The sequence below is a fragment of the Nitrospira sp. genome (assembly GCA_015709715.1).
Lineage (GTDB): Bacteria > Nitrospirota > Nitrospiria > Nitrospirales > Nitrospiraceae > Nitrospira_A.
Genome location: CP054184.1, coordinates 2,684,896 through 2,701,534, shown reverse-complemented (window position 1 = coordinate 2,701,534; position 16,639 = coordinate 2,684,896). Strand labels below are relative to the sequence as shown.

General features: G+C 60.7%; 14 protein-coding genes. 7 read left to right on the top strand and 7 right to left on the bottom strand.

What is annotated here, in order from left to right; translation table 11 throughout:
• Nucleotides 1–126: 126 nt before the first annotated feature.
• The 4 genes from HRU82_13095 to HRU82_13080 all read right to left on the bottom strand — a co-directional run bounded on the left by HRU82_13095 (nucleotide 127) and on the right by HRU82_13080 (nucleotide 4,101).
• Nucleotides 127–777, bottom strand: coding sequence for a hypothetical protein (locus HRU82_13095; GenBank protein QOJ35817.1), 651 nt, complete (start codon nucleotides 775–777; stop codon nucleotides 127–129).
• A 69-nt stretch (nucleotides 778–846) separates the two neighbouring features.
• Nucleotides 847–1,494 carry a septum formation protein Maf gene (maf, locus tag HRU82_13090; GenBank protein ID QOJ37206.1) on the bottom strand — a complete coding sequence of 216 codons (648 nt, stop codon included), beginning with the start codon at nucleotides 1,492–1,494 and terminating at the stop codon, nucleotides 847–849.
• 4 nt (nucleotides 1,495–1,498) lie between these two features.
• Nucleotides 1,499–2,623 carry a tRNA-dihydrouridine synthase gene (locus tag HRU82_13085; protein QOJ35816.1) on the bottom strand — a complete coding sequence of 375 codons (1,125 nt, stop codon included), beginning with the start codon at nucleotides 2,621–2,623 and terminating at the stop codon, nucleotides 1,499–1,501.
• The gene (locus HRU82_13080; GenBank protein ID QOJ35815.1) at nucleotides 2,620–4,101 is read right to left on the bottom strand and encodes a DUF692 family protein; all 1,482 of its coding nucleotides are present in this window, start codon (nucleotides 4,099–4,101) and stop codon (nucleotides 2,620–2,622) included. Before HRU82_13080 ends, HRU82_13085 begins: the two co-directional genes overlap by 4 nt.
• Before the next feature lie 261 nt (nucleotides 4,102–4,362).
• Between HRU82_13080 and HRU82_13075 the strand changes: the two genes are divergently transcribed.
• The 4 genes from HRU82_13075 to HRU82_13060 all read left to right on the top strand — a co-directional run bounded on the left by HRU82_13075 (nucleotide 4,363) and on the right by HRU82_13060 (nucleotide 7,856).
• On the top strand, nucleotides 4,363–5,073 hold the full coding sequence (locus tag HRU82_13075) for a CBS domain-containing protein (protein ID QOJ35814.1): 711 nt from the start codon (nucleotides 4,363–4,365) through the stop codon (nucleotides 5,071–5,073).
• A 94-nt stretch (nucleotides 5,074–5,167) separates the two neighbouring features.
• Nucleotides 5,168–6,229: a TIGR00730 family Rossman fold protein gene (locus HRU82_13070; GenBank protein QOJ35813.1), complete on the top strand. Its 1,062-nt coding sequence runs from the start codon at nucleotides 5,168–5,170 to the stop codon at nucleotides 6,227–6,229.
• 43 nt (nucleotides 6,230–6,272) lie between these two features.
• Nucleotides 6,273–7,127, top strand: coding sequence for a phosphoesterase (locus HRU82_13065; protein QOJ35812.1), 855 nt, complete (start codon nucleotides 6,273–6,275; stop codon nucleotides 7,125–7,127).
• A gap of 24 nt (nucleotides 7,128–7,151) precedes the next feature.
• Nucleotides 7,152–7,856 (top strand): rhomboid family intramembrane serine protease, encoded by a 705-nt coding sequence (locus tag HRU82_13060; GenBank protein QOJ35811.1) that lies wholly within the window; start codon nucleotides 7,152–7,154, stop codon nucleotides 7,854–7,856.
• A gap of 13 nt (nucleotides 7,857–7,869) precedes the next feature.
• Here the strand turns inward: HRU82_13060 and HRU82_13055 are convergent, their stop codons facing one another.
• The 3 genes from HRU82_13055 to purE form a co-directional block, all read right to left on the bottom strand.
• The gene (locus HRU82_13055) at nucleotides 7,870–9,693 is read right to left on the bottom strand and encodes a response regulator (protein ID QOJ35810.1); all 1,824 of its coding nucleotides are present in this window, start codon (nucleotides 9,691–9,693) and stop codon (nucleotides 7,870–7,872) included.
• A gap of 220 nt (nucleotides 9,694–9,913) precedes the next feature.
• On the bottom strand, nucleotides 9,914–11,092 hold the full coding sequence (locus HRU82_13050) for a 5-(carboxyamino)imidazole ribonucleotide synthase (protein ID QOJ35809.1): 1,179 nt from the start codon (nucleotides 11,090–11,092) through the stop codon (nucleotides 9,914–9,916).
• Nucleotides 11,089–11,643: a 5-(carboxyamino)imidazole ribonucleotide mutase gene (gene purE / locus HRU82_13045; protein ID QOJ37205.1), complete on the bottom strand. Its 555-nt coding sequence runs from the start codon at nucleotides 11,641–11,643 to the stop codon at nucleotides 11,089–11,091. The genes HRU82_13050 and purE overlap by 4 nt, the downstream gene beginning before the upstream one ends.
• 244 nt (nucleotides 11,644–11,887) lie before the next feature.
• On the opposite strand from purE, the gene HRU82_13040 reads away from it, so the two are divergent.
• The 3 genes from HRU82_13040 to HRU82_13030 all read left to right on the top strand — a co-directional run bounded on the left by HRU82_13040 (nucleotide 11,888) and on the right by HRU82_13030 (nucleotide 16,637).
• Nucleotides 11,888–13,252 carry a biotin/lipoyl-binding protein gene (locus tag HRU82_13040; GenBank protein QOJ37204.1) on the top strand — a complete coding sequence of 455 codons (1,365 nt, stop codon included), beginning with the start codon at nucleotides 11,888–11,890 and terminating at the stop codon, nucleotides 13,250–13,252.
• An 88-nt stretch (nucleotides 13,253–13,340) separates the two neighbouring features.
• The gene (locus HRU82_13035) at nucleotides 13,341–14,831 is read left to right on the top strand and encodes a TolC family protein (GenBank protein ID QOJ35808.1); all 1,491 of its coding nucleotides are present in this window, start codon (nucleotides 13,341–13,343) and stop codon (nucleotides 14,829–14,831) included.
• Nucleotides 14,832–14,969: 138 nt separating this feature from the next.
• Nucleotides 14,970–16,637 (top strand): ATP-binding cassette domain-containing protein, encoded by a 1,668-nt coding sequence (locus tag HRU82_13030; GenBank protein ID QOJ35807.1) that lies wholly within the window; start codon nucleotides 14,970–14,972, stop codon nucleotides 16,635–16,637.
• Nucleotides 16,638–16,639: the final 2 nt, after the last annotated feature.

Here is a 16,639-nt window from a genome sequence, read left to right as displayed (position 1 = left end):
AGGCGACTCAACCCCACCGTACCGAGTCCGAGATGGCAGGAAAACGGGCAGAGAGCGGAAGGAAAACGAACGGACGAAGGCGGCCCGGACGCGAGCGAGATACCGCGGCGCCCGGGCGAGAGAAGGTTACTTCACCTTGGAAAAATCGGCGTCGAACTGGATCTGTTGCCCGTCCTGCAACGTCACCACCACCGTGGTCTTCGCGTTGGGATCAAACGTGTCATACCCAAACCGGGCCGTAAAGCGCGACCGATAGGCCGGTCCTGAGCCTTCGTTCTTTCTGCCTCGATCGGCAGGACTGATGTCGATAGGACGAATATTTTTCCCTTTTTGCTGGAAGACGATGTCGGCCTTCTCGGCAAAATATTCGTCGTCCCCGCACAGCTGCACTTCGACTTCCATGTTCGGCATGTCGATGACCTTCTGAATGAATTCATCGGGCATGCGCACTTCCTTCTTCTGCTTCTTCGACTCAGCGGCTTCTTGGCGCCCGAACGCTTCGAGGCGATAGCGCTTGGTGCGCAGAATGGCGCTCGCTCCACAGCTGTCCTTTTCCGGGTCCGCTCCGACTCTGGTAGTGAGCGAGGCCTGCTGCAGGACCTTCTTGACGTCTTCCGGCGAATTCGCCTTTTCCATGGGAATCCGACCGACTTCCAAGGCTTGTTTCGCCTCTTCAGCGGAGAGCTTCACGTCGATGGCCGACGCCAACCCACCGATGCTCCACATCACCGACCCGACGACCACCCCCGCCATCCCACGGATACTCAAAGCTCGCATGAGGACCTCCCTGGCGCAATGCCGAACAATGGGCCGCATTGTAATGGGATGCGGAAGACCTTTTCAATCTCAAGACCGAATCGGTGAGGCAGCGAAATGACTCCAGTTGGGATAGGGTTGGCGAGCATAGAGTCGGTCGATATCGACCGAACAAGACAGGCCCCGGCGAACCAACATCTCTGCAGTCAACCGCAGCGGGAGGCCCACGGCCGCCGTGTAATCGCCGTCGATCCGCTCGATCAGCGCCCTCGCCTCACCTTGAATGGAATAGGCGCCCGCTTTCCCAAGACTTTCTCCCGTACGCAGGTATCCCGCCAAGGCTTCTTGTTCGAACGGTTTCATCGTGACCCGAACGGTTGCTACTCGAACCTCGAGCGGCTCCGAAACCGGCCCCACCAACGCCACCGCCGTATAGATGCGATGGGTCCGGCCGGCCAGCTTGGTGAGCATGGCTTCGGCCTCCGCCAAGTCTCGCGGCTTGCCCAACACCTCATGGCCCAGGCTGATGAGTGTATCGCTTCCGATGATGAGGGCTTCGGGGTGCTCAGCAGCGCACGAGCGAGCCTTGCCTGCCGCAAACTCCATGGCCTGCCGCTCAGCCGGTAGGTTCGGCACAACCCGTTCCACAAAGGAGGGCTCGACGATGTCAAACGGCACCCCCAAGAGGGCCAGCAGTTCTTTCCGTCTGGGTGAGGTGGAGGCGAGGATCACCCGCATGGGGCTAGGTGGCACAAGGCTCTCCGCAAAATTCTGCGACGACCGCTTCGACATCCCGTACCGAGCACACTTGGAACATCTTGGCCCTCATGGCCGCAGCACGAGGGAAACCTTTACAGTACCAGCCCAAGTGTTTGCGCATGGAGGAGAACCGCTCAAGCCCGGCGATCGCTTCATACTGTCGCGCATGATCGACCATGATGTGCATTCGTTGCGCGATCGACACGCGAGGCTCCCACGCCCAACCAGGCAGGGCGGTCACGTCCCCCTGCGTCCGCCAGGCTTCGCGAGCCCGCTCCTTCTCGCGGAAAAACCACGGCGCGCCCAACGTCCCACGCCCGATCAAGACACCCTGAACCTGGCTATCGGCCACGCGCCGGAGAGCGTCCACCAGAGTATGGACATCCCCGTTTCCCAGGATCAGCGTGCCCGTGCCGCGCGCCACCTTGGCCGCAGCCGCAATGGCCGACCAATCGGCGGTGCCGCGGTACATTTGCTCAAGCGTCCGACCGTGCACCGTGATGGCGGCCGGTCCCACGGCTAATAAATGCTCCACCCACCGCTCCACCACGACACAGTCAAATCCCAATCGCGTTTTGATCGACAACGGCAGACGTCTTCGCGGAACCACCGGCGATCCGGTGCGTGCGGTATTCATCGTCCGAATGCAGTCCAAGCGCGACGGCTTGAATCCCAGTCCGTCGATGGACTGACCCTCAGCCCAATCATCGAGCCCCTGTTTGGTCGCGCGAAGGATCGCATGGGCGAGATCCGGCGTCTTGATCAGGGCCGCCCCCGATCCTGAAGCAGCCACGTTCTTGGACGGGCAGCCCATGTTGACATCGAGACCGTCGAAGCCCAATTCGCAGACCACCTGGGCCGCCCGATAGAACAGCGCCGGGTCCTTGCCGTAGAGCTGCGCCACGATCGGCCGCTCGGCTTCGCTGTAGATCAAGGTCGACATGAGCCGTTCGGGGCCTCGACAAATGTCACTGACATTCGTGAACTCGGTGAACGTCACATCGGGCCGTCCCTGTGCGGCGACCATTCGTCGAAACGCGGCATCGGTCACCCCGTCCATCGGGGCCAGTCCGAAAATCGGGTGCGGCAGCGCATCCCACACACTCATGCGCGTACCTCGGTCGAATCGATGGGCTCATTCGCCAGACGATAGGCCGATCGCAGCTCCTCGGCTTCGGTCATGACCGTTTCGGCGACGGGGGGATAGATCGAAGCAGCGAACTCGGCGAAGCGATCGATCTTCAGCAGGAAGAAGTCATAGTCCTCGACCGCCGGCCTGGGCCGCTCGAACCAAAAGGGGATGAATCCCTCCAAGGACTTGCTCGCTGCCCCAAGTAAACGACAGGTTTTGGGAAACATGTCCACCAATTCGCCTCCCCAATGCAGGAGTTCGTTGGGCAGATAGGACTCGCGATAACGGTCGAGATCTTCGGTTGTTCCGCCGAGCAAGGCGCAATCCTTGCCCATCGGTTCGACATACGGAGTCGTGACCATGCGAACATATCTCTCATACTGGCGTGACACTGCCGCACGCTCATCGGCCGTCAGCCCGGCCTCGGCCGGCTGTGGCCCGCCGGCCTGAGTGTCTTCGGGGACCGCGAAGCCGGCAACCCCGCTCACCTCACGGTGACGAACCTGCGCCTCAAATCGGCTCACGAATCGCCCGAACTCAGTCACGATCGTGCCGACCGATTTGGTATCCACTTCCAATGCCACTCCCTTAAGAAAACCCAACCCAGGATGGGCCAGCACCTGCTCCAACAGGTCGAACAATACATCAGGAATCGGAGCCCCATGCGCATCGATCCAGAGTGGCGGTGCAGGCTCACGCTCCTGTCCGGATCGCGGCCAGGCCTCCGCTGCGGCAAGGCCCGCGACATGGATCTCCACGACCCGGTCAAGGGGGAAGGCCTCCAGAAACTCTGCGGCAAAGGCCTGGAGCGATTGTTGTCGCCATGCTCCTGTATATCGGTAAACCGTCCACAGGTGTCCGATATCCAGCACCAAGCCACAGGGGGTCCTCTGGATCACCATGCGGAAAAAGTCGGCAATAGGCAGCGACCCGCAAGCGAAATAGGTCAACGGCGGCATTTCGAGCAGGACCAGGGGAGTGTGGCCCCCTTGCAACCGGACCTGTCGATCCAGTTGATCCTGCAAAAAGCAGAGGTTGTCGGCGGTGACGCGCGCCGACAGGTCCGAATACAATGGCGGCAAGTACGTCCCGAAGGCATATCCCGCCATATATTTTGTGGCACATTCGTGATTCAACCAGGCGCTTTCCAAAGCGGTGAGTTGGGCGCAGGCCTCGACCACCCCCCGCTGCCCTGAACAACTATCCTGAAAATCCGGCTGTGTCACCCACAACCCTTCCCCATGGTAGGTCAATTTCATGTCAGGCAACTGCCGGCGCACCCAGCGCAGGGCCACCGTGGTGGCTTTGAACATTTCCAGATAGTGGGGCACCAGCCCCACGTCCCGTAAGGCTGAAATGACTTCCATGACATCGGGGGAATACACATCGACGGACAGCCCCAAACCATGCGTGGCGATGCCTTGCGCCCGTTGTAAGAATTCCCTTTGCATCATGTCGCGTTTGTCATATTTTGAAACGACCGAACCGGCACGTAATCACTAATGACAGCAGTCTAAGCGCCGCCCCGCGTCCTTGACAAGGGAAGGAGCGATCTGAGTGACGGCACCATTCTGGTATACTTCCTTCCGTCATGGTCGTTGCCAAGCCAAACCGTCAGTTCCGATCGCGGCGAGAAACAGGTTTGAGCGATGACAAAGGCCGACTACATGTCCCGTGACCGATCCTCTCACTATTCAACTCCCATGGTGGCGCACATGATGACACCGGGCGTGGTCCAGATCCCCGGGGATGTCTCGGTAAGCGAAGCCGCCCTGTTGCTCGATCGGGAACAAATTCCTTGCCTGCTCGTCAAGGACACCGAGACGACCTTCGGCATCATGACCTCCGGAGACATCGTGAAAAAGGTCATCGCGCAGGGGTTGGAGCCCCATGATGTGGAAGTGCGTGCGATCATGTCGCAGCCGGTGCATTCCGTGGAATACGATCAACTCCTGAGTGATGCCACCAGCTTGATGGCCTCCACGGGAGCTTCGCTCCTGATCGTCACCAAACAGAGCCAACCCGTGGGCATCCTCACAGCCCGAGACCTCGCGTTGGCCCCTAAGCGTTGTGACACCTGCCTTCCCGCCACCGTACGCGTGACGGATGGCGACCAGGAGGGGGCGAAACACCTCGCGACCATCCGACAACTCAGCCATGTGGGGGCCTTGATCGAAAGCCGCACACTGCTCTTGCCCGGCACCACGGTCGTCCTCTCGTTCATCCTTCCAGGGGCGGATCTGAGCTTCTCCATCCGCGGCACGATTCTCAACAGCGGATATGAGCCCGACTGTGCGGCTACCTACACGGTCATGGGCGAGCCCCCGGAAGTCGACATTCAGTTCGCACCCATGGCGGCGTCCGATGAATCGAAAATTCGTGCGTGGGTCCTTCAGAATCTGCCACGACCTTCCGACCTCTCCTAATCTCGTCCGATGAATCTTTGCTTCGCCCGAATCGGATTGTTATGATTCGTTGCTCCGGCGATGTGCGAAGCGCTTCCCTTTAGAGGTGACTGTTATGAAAAGCCCGGCGGCCCGTTCCAAGCCCGTTCTGACCAAGGACGAGATCCTCGCACAACTCACCGTTCTGCTCGATCGCCCCGACGACGACATCCAGGCGGCGCTCATGAAGGAGATCCTGACGGGTGTGATCCGGCTGTCGGAATCGCACCTCGATGTCCTTGACCTGAAAATCGTCAATCGCGCGCTCAAGGAGCTTCGCCACGCGTTTCGCGTGTTCCAGGGATACCGCCAGCGGCCTAAAATCAGCGTATTCGGATCGGCTCGCACACCGGCGGACGACCCCAACTATCAATTGGCCTTCCAGTTCGCCCGGCGGATGGTGGAAGAGGGCTACATGACCATCACGGGTGGGGCTGACGGCATCATGCGAGCCTCGCAAGAGGGCGCCGGGCGAGAACACAGCTTCGGCGTCAACATCATGCTGCCCTTCGAGCAGGGCGCGAATGCCGTGATCGCCGACGATCCTAAACTAGTCACCTTCAAGTATTTTTTCACCCGCAAACTCATGTTTCAGAAGGAGTCGCACGCCATCGCGCTCTTTCCCGGCGGGTTCGGCACCCATGACGAGGGGTTTGAGATCCTGACGCTGGTCCAAACCGGCAAGAGCGACCCCAAGCCGATCGTCTGCCTGCAGGCTCCCGACTGCGACTATTGGGACCACTGGAATTCCTTCGTCACCGAGCAACTCCTGAAACGTCGGCTCATCAACGCGGAGGACCTCTCGCTGTTCACGATCGTGAATAATGTGGAGGATGCGGTCAACGAGATTCGCACCTTTTATCGACGCTATCACTCGCTTCGGTTCGTGGGGCGTCAATTGGCAATCAGACTGAAGACTCCCTTGACTGATCCGCAGGTGGCCGATATACAGGCACAGTTCAAGGACATCCTGGCGGACGGAGTCTTCGAACAGCGGCCGTCGCTGCCCGAAGAAATCGACGAGCCGAGCTTGAAGGATCTGGCGCGATTGACCTTTTCCTTCAATCGTCGGAGCGCGGGCCGCCTCCGACAGCTCATCAACCATCTCAACCAACTTCCGGCAAGCCCGTCGGAGTAACCCCCTTTAGTCTCCTGGGCGAACATGGTAAGGTGGGTTGCCCATGAGCGACACCGCCTTTCGTCACCTTTCCTCCGATCCCCCGACAGTAATTCTGTACCATGCGGAATGTGCGGATGGGTTCGGCGGCGCTTGGGCGATCTGGCACCGGTACCCTCAGGCCGACTACCGTCCCGTCAAACATGGGGAGCCTCCCCCCCCGGACCTTGCCGGCCAACACATCGTCATCGTCGATTTCAGTTATCCTCGACCGGTTCTGGAAACGATTGCCAAAACAGCGGGGAGCCTGGTGGTGCTGGACCACCACATCACAGCGGAGCAGGCGTTGGCCGACCTCCCCTATGCCCACTTCAATCAACAGAAGTCAGGGGCGGTGCTGGGCTGGGAATGGGCTCACGAGGGGGCGGTGCCGTGGCTCCTACGGTACATCCAAGACAAGGATCTCTGGCATTGGGTCTTGCCGAACAGCCGGGAAATCAGCGCGGCGATCGCCTCCCACCCCTTCAACTTTGAACTGTGGAATCGATTCGAGCAGCGTGAGCTGGAGCAGGAGGGGCGCGCGATTCTCCGGTATGAAAATGAACTCGTCACCAAACTCGCCGCCCATGCCGTTATGATGCACTTCGAAGGGGAGACGATCCCGGCCGTGCAGAGCGCGGTCTTGACCAGCCAGATCGGGGAACGGCTCTCAGCCGCTCACCCCTTCTGCCTGATCTGGCATGACCGTAACGGGCGACGGTACTACAGCATGCGCTCCCGCGAGACGGGGACGGACGTCGGGGCCATTGCGGCGTCCTTCGGCGGCGGGGGTCATACGCATGCTGCAGGATTTTCTGTTCCCCTGCAACCTGACGGCTCAGTTTCTCCCGATTCGCGGCTTCCCCGCCCCTGTCGATGACGATCCCGGCCCACAGGCGCTTCCATGCTGCCGCTGCACGACGATAATCCAACGACCAGCACACCGCTCGTCACCGTCACGCTGATTCTTGCCTGCGGCCTCATTTTCTTCTACCAAAGCTCGCTGCCGGCGACAGTCGGAGAAGCTTTCGTCTATCAATATGGCGCGATTCCCGCAGTGGTCCTTGGTCATGCGGCCCTTCCGCCGGAGATCATGACGATTCCTGCCTACTCGACCGTGGTCACCAGCATGTTCCTCCACGGCAGCTGGATGCACTTGATCGGCAATATGCTGTACCTCTGGGTCTTCGGCAACAACATCGAAGATGCGATGGGACATGTTCGGTTTATCTTCTTTTACGGATCCTGTGGGATCCTCGCAGCCCTCAGCCATGCCTTGACCGAACCAACCTCTACCGTTCCGATGGTCGGCGCCAGCGGCGCCATCTCAGGCGTGCTGGGAGCCTATCTCCTCCTATTTCCTCGCGCTCGGGTCCTGTTGCTCGCGCCGGTCGTCGGCACGACAACCGTCCCTGCCGGCCTGGCGCTGGGCTTTTGGTTCGTCATGCAGCTGCTCAGCGGGAGTGCCAACCTGGGCTCACAAGGCGGAGGGGTTGCATTCTTCGCCCATATCGGTGGGTTCGTTGCAGGCATGGCCTTGGTGGGGCTGTTCAAGCGACCGGAGGTGAGGTTTTTCGCACCGCCCTATCGGCGCAATTGGTACGACTGATACTCACGACCGTTCAGGCGTCGAGCACTTCTCGTACCTTCCCGGCCAATTCCCGCTGCCCATAGGGCCGCTGCAAGAAGTGCCTCCTGGCCCCGTGATGGCTCGCGACCGTGGCGTCAGGGAAACCGGACAGGAAGAGAGCTTTCATGGTGGGATGCTGCAACGCCAAACGTTGCGCCAATTCACCTCCGTTGATCTCCGCCATCGATAGGTGACTGACCGTGAGGTGAATCGGCCCCTGGTGTTGTTGTGCCAGGAGCAACGCCTCGACAGCCGATCCCGCTTCCAACACCTGGTAGTGGTGACGATGTAATGTCGCTGAGGTCAATCGCCTGACGATCTCATCCTCTTCGACCAGCAGGACTGTCTCATGGCCCTTCGACAGGGCCCCAGCCACGACGCCCGCCTCTCTCATGAGACTTCTCCGTTCCACCAAGGGCGTATACACGAAGACCGTCGTGCCTCTTCCTGGTCGGCTCTCGACTTCGATTGTCCCTCCGTATTGCCGGACGATGCCATACACCAGCGTCAACCCGAGGCCGGCGTTCGCTTCCTTGGTAGAGAAGAAGGGCTCGAACATCTGGGATTGCACGTCCACGGTCATGCCTCGCCCACTATCCTGAACGGCAATCCGCACCATGCGACGTCGTGGATCCTTTTCAAGCTGCTCCGCCGGCAATTCCTCGCCCGTCACAATCTTCCACGCGATGGCAAGGCGCCCGCCCTCGGACATCGCGTCACGCGCATTGGCGACCAAATGCAACAGGACCTGTTCGAGGCGTTCCTGACTGAGTTCGACCAAGACTTCCATCTGCGCCGGTATCACCTGCAGATCGATGCGATCGGGCAGCATACTTTGCAGCGTCCCGCGCAACCCCTCGACGGCCGGCCCCAGCGCGAGGGTATCCCGAACCCCGGTGTCGTGGACACGCACGGCCAATAGTTGCGCGGTCAATACCGTCGCCCGCTCGCCAGCCCTGAGGATTTCTTGCGCCGCCGCATGCACGGGATCACCGGACCTCGTCTTCGACAGAATGATGCCGGTCTGACTGCCGATGACTGCGAGCGTTTCTCCGAATTCATGTGCCATCTTGGACGTCAGCCGCCCCACCACCTCGAACTTCTGCGCCTCCCGCAATTGCCGTTCCAGTCCGGTACGCGTCACCATGCCCTGGCGAATTTCTTGGTTCGCGCGGGATAATCCCTCTTTCAGTCCACGCACTCGCGTCTCCAGCTGTGCACGGCGCTGCTCCAACGCCTGTTCGGACTGTTTCAACCCTTGTACATTGGCTTCCAGCGATCGGCTGCGCCGGCGCTCCGTTGCGACCGTTTCCAGCATCAGGCCGTAAAACACGGCCATGATCAGTAGAATGGGAATGCCCAGGAGGTGCCCCACGTCCAGCGCACCGGCCTGCGCCGCATGTTCACCGACCAAAACACCGTAGCCGGCACAGATCACCAATGACGGGCCGATGAGCTGCCGGAGCGATGTGGCCGATGAGGCAATCAGCACCAACAAGAAATAGGTCAGGTATAACTCGGAGCTCGCATTTCCAGACAGGTAGATCGTGCCCGTCACCAGCACGGTATTGAGACTGATCAACGCTCCTGGGAACCAGGGGCGCTCCAGCAAGCCTCGTGGCAACAGCATGATCGCAGCGCTGATGACCACCAGACCCGCCGCGACGAGACGGCTGCCATGGTGACCGAACACCGTCTCATTGCCGACCAGCAACTCATAGGCCAGGATCCCCGCTACCAAACTTTGCAAGAACACCGTTCGAGTTCGCGTCCGACCAAGCAACATCCCGATGCCCGTCCATGCGGATGCCTTCATCGCTCGACCTGCCTTGGTTGGGAAAAAGATCCGACGGGGTTTGGGGGATCAGCAAGTCTCATACCCTTCGGGAAATGGGGGCGCAGCGGAGTTTGGGCCATGGAGGGGGTCCCACACCGTCCAAGAACGGCCAGCATCCTCCTCACCTATCACAAAACTGAACACCAGGCCGAAAGCCGAAGAAAGGGGAGCGTGGACGGGGACCGCCCCCCGCCTTCGTTCATGTCTTGGAAGGTGAGGCGGACCCGGAAAGACGGGAACGGAATCGCGAGGCGGCCTCGACGGCGCCGGGCACCGTTGGAGCGAGGAACGTCATGTGGCCCATCTTGCGTCGAGGCCGAGTTTCCCGTTTGCCGTAGAGGTGCAGCACGGCGCCGGGCTCGGCCAATACTTCTCCCAGTGACATGGCGTTCGTCACCATCCGCACCTCATCCCCGATCAAGTTCAACATGACCGCAGGGCTGAGCAACCGTGCCTCTCCCAAGGGCAACCCACAGAGGGCTCGGACTTGTTGCTCGAACTGCGAGACGGTGCAGGCATCCAGGGAGTAATGACCGGAATTGTGGGGTCTGGGGGCCACCTCGTTGATCAGAAGCCGTCCGTCCTCCATCAGAAACAGCTCGACACAGAACACACCCACCCCGTCCAAGGCCTGCACGGCACCACGCGCCATCATGGTCGCCTGTTCCGAGACCGCAAGCGTGAGAGCGGCCGGAACGATGGTCTCGCGTAAGATGCCTTCTTCGTGAATATTCTCCACCGGTGGGTACGTTCGCATCATGGCATCGGCTCCTCGCACCACCAAGACCGAAAGCTCTCGCTCGAAGGCCAGAAATTCTTCCACGACCCAACGCGCCCCAGGCCGTTGGGTCTGCGCCAACTCCCGCTGCACGGCGTCACAATCGCCAGCCTGATTAATTCTCCACTGTCCCCTGCCGTCGTAACCGGAAGTGGCGGTCTTGCACACCTGGGGATAGCCGAGCACCGCGTGGCGGCCGATTTCCTCAGGCGTCGTGATCACGCGAAACGCCGGGACCGCTAATCCATGAGTCTGCAGAAAGGTCTTCTGCTCGATCCGGTCCTGAATCACGCGAAGGACGGCACTCGAAGGCCGAACCGGCACGCTGCGCTCCAGGTGAGCGCACAGGTCACTCGGCACATTTTCCCATTCGTAGGTGACGGCACGGACCTGTTGCAGGAATTCGTTTCGCGCCGCGGAGTCCGCAAACGGCTTGGTGAGGGAATAGTCGGCCAGGCGATGGGCCGGCGCATGGGCATCCGGATCCCACACGGCGACCCCATACCCCATGCGGTGGGCGGCCGTTGCGAACATCGCTCCCAGCTGTCCCCCTCCCAAGACCCCCAGCATCGCTCCGGGCTCGATGGGCGGCACAGTCACGGGCGTGATCCCGCCCTCGGCATGCCTGGGGAGACAAACGGGGGAGCCAACCGCGCATCGTCCTGAGAATCGAGCACCCGCTGCGCCTGAGCGGCCCGAAACCGATCGATGCGCTGCCGAATCTTCGTGGAGCGCAAGGCAAGGATTTCTGCAGCCAGAAGCGCGGCATTCTCCGCACCACCGATCGCCACCGTTGCCACGGGGATGCCTCTAGGCATCTGGACGATCGACAGCAAGGAGTCCAGTCCGCGAAGGTTTTCGGTGGGAATGGGAACGCCGATGATGGGAAGCGAGGTCTTAGCCGCCAACATGCCCGGCAGGTGCGCCGCCCCTCCGGCCCCGGCGATGATCACTTGCAGACCGCGCGTCCGTGCTTGTTCGGCATAGGCAAAGAGGCGATCCGGCGTACGATGCGCCGAGACCACCAACAATTCGTTGGCGATGCCGAGCTCGTTCAAGAGCGCAACAGCTTTTTCCAAGATCGGAAAATCGGACGTACTTCCGCCGACTATTCCCACGGACACTCGCCCGACCGCAGCCTGTCTCGACATATCAGCCACCACCCGTACTCCCATCCCAGAGGCGGCGCAAACCTTATCCGTTCTCGGGGCGCAGGGTCAAGCCGCGCCGCTACGAAACCGGCGATCGAATTGACCAAGCTCTCGACAATCCTCTATGATGGCCAGTGGCATCATCGGTCATGACTGGTGCGCGGAGGGATTCGTGCAGCGCATTCGCGAAGGACTCAAGATTCGACTTCGCTCGCTCGTCACCCAGCGCACCGGACTGGACGAAATGGCGGTCGATGACCTGGCGACATCGACCAAGCTCCAGTCCTGGGAAGCAGTTCAGATTCCCGAACGACTGCGGTTTTCCTCTCGCCTCGCCCTCCTTCTCGTCGCATTGTTCGCCCTCATCGTCGCCTTCGTGCCCTGGACCCAGACCATTACGGTAACCGGTCAGCTCTCCGCCTATACGCCGTTTGAGCGGCCTCAGGACGTGGAGTCGCAGATCACCGGGCGTATCAAGAAATGGCACGTCTTTGAAGGTGTGCGGGTCAAGGCCGGCGACGTCATCCTGGAACTGGACGACTACGATCCAAACTTCATGGCGCCCGATCTGCTCACCTTGTTGGAACAACGCAAACACGCACTGGAAGACACCCGGAAGGCCGCCTTGAGCCGCGCGGATCAGTTGGATAAGCGCATCAAGGAAATGCAGAACCTCGTCAAGGCCGCGGTTCCGTCCGCCGGGGCACGGGTGTTGGAAGCCGAAAGCAAGGTCCGGGAGGCGCGACAGAAAGTCGAGGCGGCCAAGATCGCTGTGGCCACCGCCGAGCTCAACGTCGAACGCCATCAGCAGCTCGCCGTTCAAGGACTGGTGTCGCAGCGCGAATTGGAATTGACGATCCAAGCCGCCATCGCCAGCAAGGCCGACCTCCAGGGTGCGCAAGCCAACCTCAGCGCAGCCGAACAGGGGATGCGGGCCCTGAGCTTCGGACGGGAGCAAGTCAGCGCCGAAGTACTCCAGCGGCTATTGGATGCCGAGGCGGCGCGTGATGCCTCGATCGCGGAAGCGGCCCGAGCAGCCGATCAATTGGCGGATGTGTCGTTGCGCTTGTCCAATGCCAATCAACGGCGCATCGCCAGCCGTATCCTGGCACCGATCGACGGAACCGTAGTGAAGATGGCTCAGGCCGGAGCCGGCGAAACGGTGCGCCCCGGGGAAAAATTGGTCCGGATCTCGCCCAACAGCACGGACAGGGCCATCGAAATGGTTGCCGACGGCATCGACGCCCCCCTGCTGAACGTGGGACGCAAAGTCAAAATTCTGTTCTATGGGATCCCCGCGATTCCGCTTCCGGCTTGGCCGGAAATCATGGCGGGCACCTATAACGGGGTCATCAAGGTCATCGACCAGGTGGACGACGGCAAAGGGAACTTTCGCTTCTGGGTCGTCCCCGACCTGGAAGAACGTCCATGGCCCCCGCAAGAGCACGTTCGTCAAGGCACCAAAGCCATGGGCTGGGTCATCCTCAACCGCGTCCCCCTCTGGTACGAACTGTGGCGCCGGTTCAACCTGTTTCCGCCCGACTACCAGGAACGCCCTCCGAGCCTGATCGATACGCTCTTGCCAAAAGCCGGGCGAGGCGCCAAGTAGCACGCCTCCTCATCGGCAATCATGCCGGGACTCCCGACGCCCCGAACGCTCACTCTTCGCCTTGCACATAGAGAAAGGAGTGCCTTTCATGAAAATGCATGTATGGATCGGTGTCATGGCTGCCTGTGCGCTGACGTGGCTGCCCCACGACACTATGGCCGCCGAAGAGGCGGCCAAATCGAAGCCACTTCCGCCCATTCCGCTCTCCCTCAATGAAGTCCTGGCTTGGATCGATCGCTCCCATCCGCTCTTAAAGGGAGCCGGCACCGAAAAGGTCTCGGCACGCGGGAAAATGCTCAAGGCCTTGGGGGCCTTCGAGCCGGTGGTGGTCAACGACACGGAGATCGAACGATTTATTGAAAAGGGCACGACTAAGACACAAAGCGTCGGTTTCAACGACACTCTCGTGGAAGCCCGCCATCCATGGGGCTTTCGTGGAAGCGCGGGCATTCGACAGGCGATCGGTGATGCCAAGATTCCCGACCTCTCGTTCGGAAACGGTAACCAACAGGTCATTCTCGGCGGATTCATGCCGCTTCTCAAAGGGCTCATGATCAACCCCGAAAACGCGGAACTGCAACGTTCGGAATTGGCCGACCCTCGCGCCGAGGTCAAGATTTCCCAGACCCGGCAGGATCTCTTTCTCGCCGCAGCCACACAATTCTGGGATTGGGTCTCGGCGGCAAAATTCATCGACGTACAACGACGGGCTCTGGGCGTCGCGGAAGAGCGGTTGAGACAGGTGGAAGGTCGAGCGAAGGCGGGAGCCGTCGCCCCGCTGGACGTGGTGGAAGCCGGCCAGGAAGTGCAGCGCCGCCGAGAGGTCGCCATTGCGGCGCAACGGGTCCTGGAGCAAGAGCAATACAAGATGTCGATGTTTCTCTGGGAACAGCAGACCCCAACCGCCCCTCAGCTCGAACGGGCTCCGGACTTCCCGCCGACCGCTGCCTCCCCCACGGCGGAGAGCGTGCGGACCGACAAGTTACAGGCGAAGGCCGACCGTCCGGAGATTCGCGAGGTCGACATCGAGGCCAAGATCAACAACATCGACCTGGAGTTGGCCAAAAACAACCTCCTTCCGAGCCTCGACCTGGAAGCCGCTCCGGCGCGAGCGCCGGAAAAGTTCGTCCTCGGCCTGGGGTATCGCTTCGGCGTGGAACTCCGGATGCCGATCCTGCAGCGGAGAAGCCGCGGTGAAGTGCTGGAAGCGCAAGCCCAGGCTGATCGTTTGGTCTTGGTACAGAAATACCGGGAGCAGCAGGTGGTGGTCGACGTGGACAATGCCCTCTCCGCTATTGAGCGAGCGAAGGAACGGGTGGCCGCAGCGACCGAATCCCTACGCATGGCCAAGACGTTGGAGGAGGGTGAACGGTTCCGCTTCAGCATGGGAGCCACGAGCGTCCTCTTCGTCAACCTGCGGGAGCGCAATTCGGTCGATTCGGAGATGCAATTAGTCCGAGCGAAGGCCGACTACCAGAAGGCCTTGGCCCTCTATCAATGGGCGACCGGCACCTGGGCGCGCAGCCAGCCGTCCGCCGTTCCGGTCAACTACCGGATCGGCGCCGGCCTTTCCAAGTAGTGGCATTTTCGAATGTGCTCTGATAGGGTTTACCGATGCGAAGGGAGCCGGCATGCGCCGCCTCCCTTCCTGACTTGAGACGGCTCTCGCCGAGCATCAGGGAGGGCCCTGCATCAGGTCTTGGCAGGAGTCGTGCGCATGGCCCAAGACCATTCCGCTAATCAAGGTAGCCTGTTCAACACAATCGTCGGGCACCTCGGCCTCCTCTTCCACCTCGAGCGCCGTATCCTGGCGCTGATCTTTTCCTATTCGATCGTCATCGGGCTCTTCGCCCTCATCGTTCCCCTCACCGTTCAGGAACTCGTTAATACCTTCGCCTTTGCGCTACAGCCGATCACCATCGTGACCCTGGCGGCGGTCATGGTGGCGGCTTTGTTGTTCGTCGGCGCTTTCAGAGCCTTGCAATATTACGCGGTGGAGGTGTTGGAACGGCGCATTTTCGCGCGAGTGGCCATTGCGATGGCTCAGCAGCTCCCGCACGTGCAGTACCATGGATTCCAACCTCGCTTTGCGAACCTCTTCGTCGAGACGATCCTGATGCAGCGGGCGATCTCGGTGTTACTGGTCGATTTGATCAACGTGATCGTCGGCGGCGCGGTCGGTATGACCATCTTGGTCTTTTACCACCCCTACTTCCTACTCTATAACGCCATCCTGCTGATGGGCGTCAACGCAGTGTTCTTTTTGATGAGTCACGGTGGCCTGAAGGCCGACCTGAATCTCTCCCATGCGAAGTACGACACGCTGCACTGGTTCCAGGAGATCGCCTACAACCTGCTCCATTTCAAGGCGACGGACAGCCAGGCTTTGCTCATCAAGAAAACAGACCAGCTCCTCAACACCTACATGGGAGCGCGCCGAACCCGATTCAGCATCCTCATTCGACAATACCTCAGCTCGTTGGGCTGGCAGGCGATCGCCCACAGCGGCCTGATCGCCACCGCCGGCTGGCTCCTGGCGATCGGCCAATTGACGCTGGGACAATTCGTCGCGGCGGAGGTGGTGGTCAACGGCATCCTGTCGAGTGTCGACGGTGTCGTCAAACGTATGGGCCATATCTTCTATTTCCTCACCGCGTTGACCGAACTGAATCATCTGTTCTCGTTGCCCAAGGACCAGGACACCGCCACCCTCTCTATCCCACTCCCCGACCCAACCGTGCACGGCATCCGCGTGACGTGCAAGGATCTGACGTTCGCCCCGACCGGCGGTCCGCCCCTGTTCGCCGATTTCAACCTGGAAGTCACGCCCGGCGAAAAGATCGGGATCTACGCAGAAACTACCGCCGCCAAGACTACGCTGGCGCGGATTCTGGCAGGCCTGGAGTCTCCTACCTCCGGAGTGATCCGTTATAACGGAGTCGACCTGCGGCATCTGGATCTGGATTCGGTGAACCGGTTTCGCGGGTTCGTGTTGGACTCCAAACTTTCCCTGTTCGAAGGTACGCTCGAAGACAACATCGTCTTGGGCAGGGAATACATCCCCTATAGTGATGTGCGATGGGCGCTACGCTTCACTGAGCTGGAAGAAGAGGTCGATGCCTTGCCGCACGGGTTAAAAACCCACGTCCACATGCCGGGCACCCACTTCGCGCCCACCCACATCGTGCGCATCCTGATCGCCCGCGCCATTCTGGGCCGTCCGCAACTCTTGATCTTCGACGGCACCTTCCACAACATGCACCCCGCCATCCGCGAGACCATCCTCCGTCGCCTCTGCAGCAAGGAAGAGCCTTGGTCCCTGATCATCGTTTCCAACGATCCCAACCTGACCCCCCACGTGGACCGCCGCATCCTCTTGAGCTGACC

Excerpts from the sequence above, each read along its gene's own strand:
- HRU82_13060 (QOJ35811.1), top strand. The coding sequence starts at position 7,152 with ATGCTGCCGCTGCACGACGATAATCCAACGACCAGCACACCGCTCGTC.
- HRU82_13070 (QOJ35813.1), top strand. The coding sequence starts at position 5,168 with ATGAAAAGCCCGGCGGCCCGTTCCAAGCCCGTTCTGACCAAGGACGAG.
- HRU82_13075 (QOJ35814.1), top strand. The coding sequence starts at position 4,363 with ATGATGACACCGGGCGTGGTCCAGATCCCCGGGGATGTCTCGGTAAGC.
- HRU82_13085 (QOJ35816.1), bottom strand. The coding sequence starts at position 2,623 with ATGAGTGTGTGGGATGCGCTGCCGCACCCGATTTTCGGACTGGCCCCG.
- purE (QOJ37205.1), bottom strand. The coding sequence starts at position 11,643 with ATGTCGAGACAGGCTGCGGTCGGGCGAGTGTCCGTGGGAATAGTCGGC.
- HRU82_13040 (QOJ37204.1), top strand. The coding sequence starts at position 11,888 with ATGGCGGTCGATGACCTGGCGACATCGACCAAGCTCCAGTCCTGGGAA.
- HRU82_13065 (QOJ35812.1), top strand. The coding sequence starts at position 6,273 with ATGAGCGACACCGCCTTTCGTCACCTTTCCTCCGATCCCCCGACAGTA.
- maf (QOJ37206.1), bottom strand. The coding sequence starts at position 1,494 with ATGCGGGTGATCCTCGCCTCCACCTCACCCAGACGGAAAGAACTGCTG.
- HRU82_13095 (QOJ35817.1), bottom strand. The coding sequence starts at position 777 with ATGCGAGCTTTGAGTATCCGTGGGATGGCGGGGGTGGTCGTCGGGTCG.
- HRU82_13055 (QOJ35810.1), bottom strand. The coding sequence starts at position 9,693 with ATGAAGGCATCCGCATGGACGGGCATCGGGATGTTGCTTGGTCGGACG.
- HRU82_13030 (QOJ35807.1), top strand. The coding sequence starts at position 14,970 with ATGGCCCAAGACCATTCCGCTAATCAAGGTAGCCTGTTCAACACAATC.
- HRU82_13035 (QOJ35808.1), top strand. The coding sequence starts at position 13,341 with ATGAAAATGCATGTATGGATCGGTGTCATGGCTGCCTGTGCGCTGACG.
- HRU82_13080 (QOJ35815.1), bottom strand. The coding sequence starts at position 4,101 with ATGATGCAAAGGGAATTCTTACAACGGGCGCAAGGCATCGCCACGCAT.